This window comes from Acinetobacter sp. F-1, from assembly GCF_022869025.1.
GTDB classification, from domain to species: domain Bacteria; phylum Pseudomonadota; class Gammaproteobacteria; order Pseudomonadales; family Moraxellaceae; genus Acinetobacter; species Acinetobacter pseudolwoffii.
Window position 1 is genome coordinate 15,350 of the sequence record NZ_JAJKFX010000016.1, and the last position, 11,912, is coordinate 27,261.

At 45.9% G+C, this 11,912-nt stretch carries 11 protein-coding genes; all 11 read right to left on the reverse strand.

Annotated features, from left to right (window positions below; genetic code table 11):
* Positions 1-79: 79 nt before the first annotated feature.
* Positions 80-439 carry a hypothetical protein gene (locus LOZ91_RS12800; RefSeq protein WP_005097909.1) on the reverse strand — a complete coding sequence of 120 codons (360 nt, stop codon included), beginning with the start codon at positions 437-439 and terminating at the stop codon, positions 80-82.
* Positions 440-642: 203 nt separating this feature from the next.
* Entirely contained in the window at positions 643-936 is a 294-nt protein-coding gene (locus tag LOZ91_RS12805; protein WP_005097911.1) for a cold shock domain-containing protein, read from the reverse strand.
* 84 nt (positions 937-1,020) lie between these two features.
* On the reverse strand, positions 1,021-1,656 hold the full coding sequence (upp, locus tag LOZ91_RS12810) for a uracil phosphoribosyltransferase (RefSeq protein ID WP_004280765.1): 636 nt from the start codon (positions 1,654-1,656) through the stop codon (positions 1,021-1,023).
* 123 nt (positions 1,657-1,779) lie between these two features.
* Positions 1,780-3,324 carry an NADH-quinone oxidoreductase subunit NuoN gene (nuoN, locus tag LOZ91_RS12815; protein ID WP_244783334.1) on the reverse strand — a complete coding sequence of 515 codons (1,545 nt, stop codon included), beginning with the start codon at positions 3,322-3,324 and terminating at the stop codon, positions 1,780-1,782.
* Positions 3,325-3,327: 3 nt separating this feature from the next.
* Positions 3,328-4,941, reverse strand: coding sequence for an NADH-quinone oxidoreductase subunit M (gene nuoM / locus LOZ91_RS12820; RefSeq protein WP_244783335.1), 1,614 nt, complete (start codon positions 4,939-4,941; stop codon positions 3,328-3,330).
* Position 4,942: 1 nt separating this feature from the next.
* Complete coding sequence (gene nuoL, locus LOZ91_RS12825) at positions 4,943-6,838, reverse strand: NADH-quinone oxidoreductase subunit L (protein ID WP_005097915.1); 1,896 nt, start codon at positions 6,836-6,838, stop codon at positions 4,943-4,945.
* On the reverse strand, positions 6,835-7,143 hold the full coding sequence (gene nuoK / locus LOZ91_RS12830; RefSeq protein ID WP_004280769.1) for an NADH-quinone oxidoreductase subunit NuoK: 309 nt from the start codon (positions 7,141-7,143) through the stop codon (positions 6,835-6,837). The genes nuoL and nuoK overlap by 4 nt, the downstream gene beginning before the upstream one ends.
* Positions 7,143-7,661 carry an NADH-quinone oxidoreductase subunit J gene (gene nuoJ / locus LOZ91_RS12835; RefSeq protein ID WP_171063341.1) on the reverse strand — a complete coding sequence of 173 codons (519 nt, stop codon included), beginning with the start codon at positions 7,659-7,661 and terminating at the stop codon, positions 7,143-7,145. Before nuoJ ends, nuoK begins: the two co-directional genes overlap by 1 nt.
* Positions 7,661-8,203: an NADH-quinone oxidoreductase subunit NuoI gene (nuoI, locus tag LOZ91_RS12840; protein WP_005097919.1), complete on the reverse strand. Its 543-nt coding sequence runs from the start codon at positions 8,201-8,203 to the stop codon at positions 7,661-7,663. The genes nuoJ and nuoI overlap by 1 nt, the downstream gene beginning before the upstream one ends.
* Positions 8,204-8,219: 16 nt before the next feature.
* The gene (gene nuoH / locus LOZ91_RS12845; RefSeq protein WP_005097920.1) at positions 8,220-9,227 is read right to left on the reverse strand and encodes an NADH-quinone oxidoreductase subunit NuoH; all 1,008 of its coding nucleotides are present in this window, start codon (positions 9,225-9,227) and stop codon (positions 8,220-8,222) included.
* Positions 9,228-9,230: 3 nt separating this feature from the next.
* Complete coding sequence (gene nuoG, locus LOZ91_RS12850) at positions 9,231-11,909, reverse strand: NADH-quinone oxidoreductase subunit NuoG (protein WP_074383463.1); 2,679 nt, start codon at positions 11,907-11,909, stop codon at positions 9,231-9,233.
* Positions 11,910-11,912: the final 3 nt, after the last annotated feature.

Here is an 11,912-nt window from a genome sequence, read left to right on the forward strand (position 1 = left end):
ACTTATAGGCGCTTTTTTAAATTGAAGAATAGAGAAATACCGAGTTAAAAATAGAAAATTAAAAATTTCTGGTTTAAATTTATACTTCACCCAAAATTATAAAACCAACTGCGGATACCAGTGCCAACCATAGCGTTGGGCTAAAAAGAATTGAACGCTTTAACGGAACAGATATTGTGGGTGCCAAAGATGGTAATGCCACAACTTCCGCTACAAACTCGTCCTGTACTTTGACATCTAGGCGTACCATATTGTCCAATATTATGGTTTCCTGATGAGGAATCATTCTAAATTTAAGCAGTTCTCCAATTTGAGGATCAATTTCAGGTGAAGGTAAATCCTGTAGCCTAAAACTTAGTTCTTGAGCGTCATCTGCTAACTCAATGCTGCCTGTACCACGTTCGGAATCATAAGTTTTAATTTTTCCATTCCTAAACATGACATTTATCCCTATAAATCAACAGATAGTATTTTAAGTGAGAAGAAATAGAGATGATTGTAGCGCTTTGGTAGACGTTTTATTGTTTGCGTAACGAAGTATAAGCTTTAAGTTACAAAACCTGAGGTAAGACTATAGTTCATGAATTTTTAGATAAAAAAAGAGGCGAAAACGCCTCTTCATTTAGTCAAATTCACGGTTAATTAACGCTTGAGATTTGATAGTAATGCGGAAGTAATTGACTGGTTATGTGCAGCGACCTTAGATTTTTTAGCTTTCTTTGAAGTATCCTCAACACGTTCAATCTTAATGGCTTTATACTTATCGCCATTTTCTACCACATTAAATTTCACACGTTCATTGCGTTTTGGCTCGCCTTCTGCCGCAGGAAAGTCTGAAATATGGAAGAACACATCTCCCTCAGCTGAACCAATAAAACCAAAACCTTTTGCAGGGTCGTACTGTTTGATTTTGCCCTGATATAATTCATCTTTCATGCTGTTATCCTATGCTGAAAATGCCCGATCTACATTATATAAAAAAGAGGCTGTAGTAGCCTCTTTTTTCGTCCTGTTCAAAAATTAGTCTTTTTGAACTGAACCAAAGATTTTATCGCCAGCATCGCCAAGACCTGGAACGATGTAACCATTTTCATTTAAGCCATTATCGATAGAAGCAGTAAAAATCACGACATCCGGATGCGTAGCTTCTACACGCTTAATGCCTTCTGGGGCAGCAACCAAAACCATCACACGAATGTCTTTACAGCCGCTGGCTTTCAGTACATCAATTGCAGCCACTAAAGAAGAACCTGTTGCCAACATTGGATCAATGATCATCGCGATACGGTTTTGTACGTCTGGAACCAGTTTTTTATAATAGGTACGTGCTTCCAGAGTTTCTTCATCACGCTCTAAACCAAGTACCGATACTTTTGCACTTGGAATCAGGTTCAGGAAACCGTCGAGCATGCCAATACCGGCACGTAGAATTGGCACAACGGTGATTTTTTTACCCGCGATACGGTCAACTGTAACAGCGCCATTCCAACCATCAATGTCATGTTCAACCATTGGCAGGTCTTTAGTTGCTTCATAAGTCAGAAGCATGGTCACTTCTTGAGCTAACTCACGGAAATTCTTGGTACTGATATCTGCACGACGGAGTAAACCAAGCTTATGTCGAATGAGTGGATGACGGATTTCATGGATTGCCACGGGAGAACACCTAAAAGGTTAAAGATAAATTTCCGCTATTATAAAGGCTTTTATTGATTTGTATAAATAAAAAAGCCCCCAATCATGGAGGCTTTTTTGTAATAACTTCAATCTTTGCAGATATTAGTTAAAACCACTTTGAACCAAAGTGAAAATGAACTGTTGCAATTCAGGTGACATGGCAAAGAATGCATATTTAGATACTGCAATCACTGGATCTGGGTAGACACCGATCACAAGTACCGCAAGCGCAGCAAGAAGTACCATGATACCACCGACTTTTTGACCCCAATGATTCACCGCATCTAGACGTGGTGTTTCCGGTGGTGTCATGTAAAGCACAACCATCACACGTAGGTAGTAGTACAGACCGATACCAGAACCCAGGATGACCATCGCAGTCAGGAACCAGGCTTCGCCTGCAACCGCAGTTTTAATTACCAGGAACTTACCGATAAAGCCGGCAGTTAAAGGAATACCTGCAAGAGACAGCATCATCACTGTCAATACAGCAGTCAATACTGGACGGCGCCAGAACAGACCACGGTATTCAGCCAGACTACCCGCTTCATCCGTATTGTTATACGGACTAGACATCAGCGTAACGACACCGAACGCACCGATCGTTGTTAATACATAGGTAATCACGTAGACGTTTACACTTTCAAAAGTCGCAAAACCTTGAACCTGTAAGAAGTCGGTATTACGTGAACTTACGATGGCAACCAGCAAATAACCAAAGTGTGCAATTGAAGAGTATGCCAGAATACGTTTCAGGTTCACTTGGCGAACAGCCAGCAAGTTACCTGCAAGAATCGACAATACTGCAATAAGCGAAATGATCGTTACGAAGCTGTCTGCCAGGATTAAACCTGAAGACAAAACATAACGAACAAACAGACCAATCATCGCCACTTTTGCCACAGTCGCAAGGAAAGTCGCGATTGGTGCTGGTGCACCTGCGTAGACGTCTGGTGTCCATTTGTGGAATGGTGCCAACGATAATTTAAATGCCACAGCAAATACAATTAAGGCCAGACCAATTACCACAGCTGGCTGACTGAATACAGTAAACAGTTTGCCCGGTTCAGCAACGAAACTTAAAGTACCGGTATAGGCATAAATATATGCCATACCCATCAGCAGCATTGCAGACGCAGTTGCTGAAAGCACCAGATATTTCACACCTGCTTCAAGCGATTGAGAACGTTGATGTGTATATGCCAACAGGCCGTATACAGGAATCGACATCAACTCAAGGCTAATAAAGAATGATGCATAGTGCGAGCTTGCCACCATTAACATTGCACCCGCGACGGATATCAACATCAAGATATACAGCTCTTCACGGTTATCTTTATAAGTTTCGATATACGCGTGTGACAAGGTACTACAGGCAAGTGCAGCAATCAGAATCACAAACTGGTACAACATCGTAAATGGATCTACGATGAACAGATTCATCACATTGGCAGGTGCAAATGTGCCTGCCAACAGAACGAAAATGATATAGAACGCCGCTAAGTTCAGACCAACAACAGTCGTCGTCGCAACAAGATTATGGTTACGCTTGATTGCCGTCAGCAACATCACGACGATCGCAGTTAACGACACGATCATCACAGGTGCGAGCGGCATAAGCTCAGAAAAAGACATTGTGAAGTTCATGGCTTATTGGATCTCCACATTTTCAAGTTGAGTCGTTACCTGATCAGCAACTTCAACCACTTCTTGAACTGGAATGTAGCTATTCGCTAACCACGCCATGCTTGAGTTAGACACATCAAGGAAGCTTTGTGGGTATAGACCAAGCCAAAGTAGACCAAACGCACAGATCAACAATAACGCGATTTCACGTACATTCAGATCTTTTAACGGATGTGTATAGTGCTGTTTTTGCGCTTCGTTTGGCACACCAAACAGGGCTTTGTGAATCAGGATTAGACCGTACAGACCTGCAAAGACCAGACTGATTGCCGCAAGAATAGTGAACGCCGGGAATTGTGCATAAGCACCCATCAAGATCAGGAACTCACCAATGAAGTTACCCAGACCTGGAATACCGACAAGCGCCGCAACAAAGAACATCAGGAAGAATGCAAGATACGGGAACTGACCACGCATCCCCCCCATCAAACGCATGTCACGCGTATGCACACGCTCATATACCTGACCACACATAATGAACAGTGCAGCAGAGGAAATACCATGTGCCAACATCATGATCATCAGACCCTGGAAGGTCAGGATGTTACCTGCGTAAATCGCAAGTAAAACAAAGCCCATGTGGGAAATAGATGTATACGCCAGTAAGCGTTTCATGTCGGTTTGCTGGAAAGCACACCAAGCACCGTAGAAGATACCGATTAAACCCAGAATGATCGCGATATCTGCAAACTGAGCCGAAGCTGCCGGGAAGAACGGAATCACGAAACGCAATAAACCGTACGCCGCAGTTTTAATCAAGATACCTGCAAGGTCAACAGAACCCGCTGTTGGTGCTTGCGCATGCGCATCTGGTAACCAGCCGTGTAATGGGAAAACTGGAAGTTTTACCGCAAAACCGATGAATAAACAGATCATGAATGCATAAGCAAGCGCTGGAACCTGAGCGTCAAGCGTATTCGCCACACCTAATAAATAGTTGTAGTCGAAACGGATTTCGCCAGTCATGGTATAGCCTACAGTCACCAGACCCAGGATACCAATCAGCATCACCAAACCGGCAACCTGCGTGTAAATGAAGAACTTGTTTGCTGCATAAACACGTGACTTGCCTTCTGCCCCTTTATGACCCCAAAGGGCAATCAGGAAGTAGATCGGCACCAGCATCATCTCCCAGAAGAAGAAGAACAGGAACAGGTCAATCGCCAGGAATACACCGATCACACCACCCAAAGACCATAAAAGGTTCAAGTGGAAGAAACCAACGTTCTTTTGAATCTCCCCCCATGAACAGCCGACTGCCAGCACACCCAGGAGTGCAGTCAAACCAACCATAAGAAGTGATAAACCATCCACGGCTAAGTGAATGTTAATGCCAAGGCTCTGAATCCAAGGCAGTTTGAATTCGGCAGCCCACGAAGGTGTCGCAGCGCCTAATTCATAGTTATAGGTACCAGTCTGCCAAAGGACGATAGTCAAAACCAAAGTCACCAGCATACCGATTAGCGCGATATAACGCGGCAAGTGTTGGTCGAGTTTATCGACCAACCAGCATATGAAACCTGCAATGAACGGAATGAGGATCAGAGCCGGCAAAATAATATTGTTTGGAGCTTCCATTTTATTTCCCCACGACCTGAATCACGATCAAGATCATCAGTAGGACAACGACACCGAGCCCCATACTAGATGCATATTCACGCAGTGAACCGGTTTGACGTGAACTTGTAAAGCTGTGACCACTTTTGACCAGTGCAGGAAGTACCAGCCATAAGCCGTCAATTGGATCACGACCGAACAGTTTAGCGAACAGCAAATATGGCTTGACGAAAATCAGGTCATAAAGCTTGTCGAAACCTAATGCATTACGGCAGATATTAACCAGACCCGCACCTACAGAAGTGGCAGCAAAACGTTTGACTGCATTGTAAGCAAAAGCGAACAGCACCACACCGACCACAAGACCCGTCAATGCAACAGCAATGGCGATGTATTCAGCACCATGTGCACCTGCTTCAAGCGCTTCAGGAATAATGAAGGCTGGAATTTGGGCTGCATCTAGAATGCTCATCACGGGTGCTTTCAGTACGATTGCCAGACCTGTCGAAAGGACAGCAAGAATCGCCAGTGGCGCCCAGTAAGTTGCACCTTTGATTTCATGATAAGGCGTGTTTTCTTTGCCGAAGAATACCACCCAGATTAGACGGAATGTATAAATCGAGGTTAAGAAAGCACCTGCAACACCGACCCAGTACAGCGTGTTATACACTGGTAAACCAGCAATATGACTTTGCGTCCAGACTGCAGCAAGAATTGCGTCTTTTGAGAAGAAACCAATGGTCAGGAATGGAATCGCTGCCAAGGCACCGCCACCAATCGCGAAACATGCAAACAGGAATTTGTTCTTGTAGAACAAACCGCCCATCTTGAAGATGTTTTGTTCGTGATGGTAAGCCAAAATTACCGCACCAGACGACAAGAACAAGAGTGCCTTGAAGAATGCGTGAGTCAGCATGTGGAATAGACCCGCCTGGTATGCTTCAGCACCTACTGCCATAAACATATAACCGAGCTGACTCATGGTTGAGTAAGCCAGAATACGTTTGATGTCGGTCTGAACCAATGCAGCAAAACCAGCCACAAGCAAGGTCACCGCACCTGTGATCGAAATAAACACCATCACTTCTGGCGCAAGTTCAAAGACTGCAAACAGACGGCAGCACAGGTAAACACCCGCCGTTACCATGGTTGCAGCATGGATCAATGCAGAAACAGGTGTTGGACCTGCCATTGCATCGGCCAACCATGTTTGTAATGGGATCTGTGCAGATTTACCTGCCGCACCCAAGAACAATAACAATGCTGTCCAGATGGTCAGCGAAGAACTTTGCGTCATTACAGTCGCTGCATTTTCAACGATGTACTGAATGTTCAAAGTACCGAATTGCTGGAAGATCAGGAACATGGCAATCAGCAGGAATACGTCACCGATACGGGTAACAGTAAACGCCTTGATTGCCGCCAGACCATTTGCAGGGTTCTGGTAGTAATAACCAATCAGCAGGTATGAACACAGACCTACACCTTCCCAACCTAAGAACAATAACGCCAAGTTATCGCCAAGCACGAGAAGCAACATGCTTGCAACGAACAGGTTGAAGTAAGAGAAGAAACGTGCAAAGTCTTCTTCACCGCGCATGTACCATGAAGCAAAGATGTGAATTAAGAAACCCACACCTGTCACCATGCCCAGCATCAGTAAAGACAAACCGTCGAGCTGCAAGCTGATGCCCGGTGCAAAACCACCGACATTGAACCAGGTCCACAGGTGCTGAACATAGAGTTCTTTACCATTGTTAACAAAGTCCAGACCTGCAATCAGTGCAAACAGTGCCGATAAACCAACAGCACCAACACCAATTATCGCTGCAACATTTTCAGGAAGCTTGTTGCGCCCCGCCGCTAACAGGACAAAACCAATGAGCGGAAATAAAATTGTTAGATATAAATAACTCATCCGCGCATCTCACTAGCAGCATCCACATCCAGGTGATGGAAGCGATGATAGAACTGAAGGACGATCGCAAGACCAATACAAGCCTCTGCCGCAGCAAGCGTCAGGATCAGGATGAACATGATCTGACCATCTGGCTGTGCCCATGCACTGCCCGCCAGGACGAACGCCAAAGCAGCAGCGTTCATCATGATTTCAAGGCTCATTAAAATAAATAGTAGGTTGCGTCGCACCATTACACCGTAAAAACCCAGTGCAAAGAGAATAGATGCAACGATCAAACCATGCTCTAAAGGGATGTTGCCCATTATTCTTTTTCCTCTTCTGCATCTGGCTCACGTTTACCCAAATGGAATGCAGCTACTAATGCAGCAAGCAATAACATCGCGGCAACTTCAACCAACAACAAGTACTGCGTAAAGAGTGCTTGACCCACGGCTTTCGGGCCCACCATTTCCACACCCATTACCAGTGAAGGCTGTGCGTAATCAGAGTTTAATACCCATACCAGTACCAGACCGATCAGGAAGCTCATCAGCGCCGGATAAGCCCACGCCGATGAAGTTAACCATTTACGTTCTTGTTCAACGGTTTGTTCACCCAGATTCAGCATCATCACCACGAACACGAACAACACCATGATCGCGCCAGCATAGACAATAATTTCGAGGGCAGCCGCGAACGGCGCACCAACGATCATGAACATGCCTGCAACAGCAAGCAAGGATACAATCAGGCTTAATAAAGCATGTACCGGATTCGCGTTAGTCACCACGCGAACCGTAGAGACAATGGCCACAAGGGCCATTAAATAAAATGGCCACATCATGGTAATAGACTCCGTACATCAACAGGTGCACTTTCACGCTGTGCTTGACCTTTGTCCTTGCCTGCAACTGCCATACCGGTGACACGGTAGAAGTTATAGTCAGGATATTTACCAGGACCTGAAATCAGCAAGTGTTCTTTTTCATAGACCAGGTCTTGACGAACATATTCACCGAGTTCGAAATCCGGGGTCATTTGAATGGCTGTGGTTGGACAGGCTTCTTCACACATACCGCAGAAAATACAACGTGAGAAGTTGATACGGAAAAACTCCGGATACCAGCGACCATCTTCACGTTCTGCTTTTTGTAATGAGATACAGCCTACCGGACAGGCAACCGCACACAGGTTACATGCGACACAACGCTCTTCGCCATCAGGGTCACGCGTTAATACAATACGACCACGGAAACGTGGTGGCACGATTTCTTCGGCCGGCACTTCTGGATATAAAATCGTGTCACGTTTACGCGTTACATGGCTAAACACCATCCAAAGCGAACGAACAATCGATCCAAATCCAGCTAGAAATTTAAACATTTTGTTCTCCCTGCCCTTACCACAAGATCACGGCACCAGTCACCAACAGGTTGACTAGAGCTAATGGCAAGCAAATTTTCCAACCAAAGTTCATTACCTGATCATAACGTGGACGCATTAATGAACCACGTGCCAACACGAACATCATTACAAAGAATGCTGTTTTGATAATGAACCAGAATGCTGCTGGAAGGAACGGAATTTCAAGGTTGAATGGCGCGAGCCAGCCACCGAAGAATAACGTCACGATTAAAGCAGAGATCAGTACTACGTTGACGTATTCCGCAACGAAGAACATCCCCCACTTCATGCCGCCGTATTCGACATGGTAACCTTCAGCCAGTTCTTGTTCTGCTTCTGGTTGGTCAAATGGATGACGATGCGTCACCGCAACACCCGCAACCACGAAGATCAGGAAGCCAAGGAACTGAGGCACCACGAACCAGACATCACGTTGTGCTTCAACGATTTCACGCATGTTGAATGAGCCGGCAATTGCCACCACCCCCATCAGCGAGATCCCCAGGAACACTTCATAAGAAATGGTCTGAGCCGCAGAACGTAAACCACCGAGTAAGGCGTATTTGTTGTTGGATGACCAGCCACCGAACAGTACTGCATAGACTGCAATACCTGCCATTGCCATAAAGAACAACAGGCCGATGCTCATGTCTGCCACACCTAGATAAGGTGAAACAGGAATAACCATGAACGACAGCACCGCAGTTGCCATCGCAACTGCTGGCGCCATACGGAAAGTCAGTTTGTCAGCAAATTTTGGTGTCCAGTCTTCCTTGAACATGATTTTCAGCATGTCGGCAACAATCTGGAACATACCGCCCGGACCGACACGGTTCGGACCGTAACGGTCTTGCCACAAGCCGAGTAAACGGCGTTCAATAAAAGACATCAACGCAGCGATCAGTACTACAACCAGCAAGATCACGATCGCTTGAATGACTGAATAGGCAATTGGCCAGTTTTCAGCCCACAGCGGCGTTTGACGGATTAATTCTTGTTCCATGAATTACACTCCTACCGCGACTGAAACAGGCTCTGCCAGAGATACCGTCGGTGCAAGACCGATTGGGTAGCCAATATAACCTGTCGGTAAGTATTCAATGACTTGTACAGGCAGAACAATAGAGGTCTCGCCTGCTTTTACTGTCATTGTTTGACCATTTTGAACATTCAAGCGGGCTGCATCCTGTTCACCGACCGCAAATACCGCTTCAGGAATACGTGTTTCCATCGCCGGTGTTTTTACGGTGAATTCACCTGAACCAAAGATATGGTGCATTGGAACTAGGCGGAAGCTTTCAGCATTAACCAAAACAGGTGCCGGTGCAACAAAGGTACGTGCCGGAAGTTTTGCCAAACGGTCGAATAAACGAACGCCTGAATCACCACCTTTCAAATGACCGCCGACATTGTCCTGGAATTTGTTCCAGGCTTGCGGCGAGTTCCAGCCGGCAGACCATGCAAATGGTACCAGTGCTGAAGGTGTTTGAGTTCCGACATAACCTTCCATCGAGAAGGTTAATGCAGAGTCTTTGTCCACTGGCTGTTTTGGCTCATGGACAGACAATGGCGCGCGCATCGAAGTACGACCTGAGTAACGACGTGGTTCACGTGCCACTTTAAGACCATGGACACGGAAGCCCGCATCTGGTGCTACATCCAAAATACCGTCTAAAGCAGGTACGTTTTTCGCAACTGACTCGATCACATCATCCAGCAACGTCCAAGAAATCGCTTTGCCTTTCACGCCTGTTTCCAGAGCGTGTAACCAGCGCCAAGATTCTTTGATTGCCAATTCAGGATTGTAGTAGCTCGGGTCATACACTTGGTAGAAACGTTGTGCACGGCCTTCTTGCGATACCACCGTACCATCACCTTCAGCAAAGCTTGCAGCAGAAAGCACGATGTCGGCTTTTTTCACTGTTTCAGTTTCAGAGTGATCTAAAACAATCACGTCTTTGCCTGAAAGTGCAGCATCCACTTGTGCAGCAGGTAGACGACGATACAGATCGTTTTCAACCACGATCACTGCATCATAATCTTGTGCAAAGGCTTGCTCTAAGCTTTGACCACCGAAGATTGCCATACCCATCGAGTTCACTTCAGGAACTGTCAAGGTCAAGCCTGCATTACCCAGATTTTGTGCAACTTGTGCAGCAGCTTCCATGATTGATGCATCTTGTAAGCTGGTACCCGAGATGATCAATGGTTTTTTCGCAGCTTTTAAGGTGTCGGCAATCGTTTGTGCAAATGCTTTCGCATCGTCATCTAAACCGAGAATTGCTTCACCCTTCACGCCCGCAGCAACAGCAAAACCTAAACGCGCGATGTCGTTTGGAGAAGCAACCACTTCGCCTTCCGCTACGTCAGACAAACGGGTTTGTGTCGCAGCCAGGATGTAAATCGGAGATTTCGCATCTTGAGCAATACGTTGTACCGGCTCAGCCAGCCATTCCTGGGTACGACGTTCCGCTGCCATCTCTTTGCCTTTATTTTTCGCAGCTTGGCGAACAGATAAAGCCATACGAGGCGCAGTTTGGGTTAAGTCTTCACCTAAGATCAAAACTGCATCATAGCTTTCAATTTCACGCATATTCGGGTTGTAAACACCCTCGGTTTGCATGATTGAAGCTGCAAGTTCAACCAGATTTTGCTCTTTTTGAGATAAACCTGTTGAGAAGTTCTCTTGACCCACCAACTCACGCAGCGCGAAGTTTGATTCAAGTGATGCACGCGGTGAACCAATCCCCAGAACTTTTTTGTCCTGGATATTTGCAATGACCGTATCAAGTGCTGCATCTACTGAAACAGTTTCTACAGTCGCACCTTTACGGAATTGTGGTTGACGCGGACGGTCTTCGCGGTTCACATAACCTGTACCGAAACGGCCTTTATCGCATAGGAAGTATTGGTTAACTTCACCATTGAAACGGTTTTCGACACGGCGAAGTTCACCATAACGCTCACCCGGAGAGATGTTACAACCTGAAGAACAGCCTTGGCATACGCTTGGCGCATATTGCATGTCCCATTTACGGTTATAACGTGCCGAATGAGTTTTATCGGTAAATACACCTGTTGGACAAACTTCAGTCAGGTTACCCGAGAATTCAGATTCTAAAGTGCCTGATTCCGGACGACCGAAATACACACGTGATGCGTTGGCATACACGCCGAAGTCCGTACCACCTGCATAGTCTTTGTAATAACGCACACAACGGTAACAGGCGATACAACGGTTCATTTCGTGAGAAATGAATGAGCCAAGCTCTTGGTTGTAATGGGTACGTTTGGTGAAACGGTAGCGACGACGGTCATGCTGCGTCATTACGGTCATATCTTGTAAATGACAGTGACCACCCTCTTCACAAACCGGACAGTCGTGCGGGTGGTTGGTCATCAAGAATTCAACAATCGAAGCACGGAAATCTTTTGCTTCTTTGTCTTCAATCGAGATGTAGGTATTGTCAGATGCAGGCGTCATACATGACATGACCAAACGACCACGGGTATCTTCCGGATTCGCGTATTGAGTCACGGCACATTGACGGCAAGAACCGACAGAACCTAAGGACGGATGCCAACAAAAGTATGGGATATCAATGCCAAGACTCAAACATGCTTGTAGCAAGTTTTCCGAGCCGTTGACTTCATACGATTTGCCATCGACATGAATTGTAGCCATAGT

What these genes read in the sequence shown, in the direction of transcription:
- LOZ91_RS12800 (WP_005097909.1), bottom strand. Translation starts at nt 439, where the DNA reads ATGTTTAGGAATGGAAAAATTAAAACTTATGATTCCGAACGTGGTACA.
- nuoM (WP_244783335.1), bottom strand. Translation starts at nt 4,941, where the DNA reads ATGGAAGCTCCAAACAATATTATTTTGCCGGCTCTGATCCTCATTCCG.
- nuoH (WP_005097920.1), bottom strand. Translation starts at nt 9,227, where the DNA reads ATGGAACAAGAATTAATCCGTCAAACGCCGCTGTGGGCTGAAAACTGG.
- LOZ91_RS12805 (WP_005097911.1), bottom strand. Translation starts at nt 936, where the DNA reads ATGAAAGATGAATTATATCAGGGCAAAATCAAACAGTACGACCCTGCA.
- nuoG (WP_074383463.1), bottom strand. Translation starts at nt 11,909, where the DNA reads ATGGCTACAATTCATGTCGATGGCAAATCGTATGAAGTCAACGGCTCG.
- nuoL (WP_005097915.1), bottom strand. Translation starts at nt 6,838, where the DNA reads ATGAGTTATTTATATCTAACAATTTTATTTCCGCTCATTGGTTTTGTC.
- nuoN (WP_244783334.1), bottom strand. Translation starts at nt 3,324, where the DNA reads ATGAACTTCACAATGTCTTTTTCTGAGCTTATGCCGCTCGCACCTGTG.
- nuoK (WP_004280769.1), bottom strand. Translation starts at nt 7,143, where the DNA reads ATGGGCAACATCCCTTTAGAGCATGGTTTGATCGTTGCATCTATTCTC.
- nuoJ (WP_171063341.1), bottom strand. Translation starts at nt 7,661, where the DNA reads ATGTGGCCATTTTATTTAATGGCCCTTGTGGCCATTGTCTCTACGGTT.
- nuoI (WP_005097919.1), bottom strand. Translation starts at nt 8,203, where the DNA reads ATGTTTAAATTTCTAGCTGGATTTGGATCGATTGTTCGTTCGCTTTGG.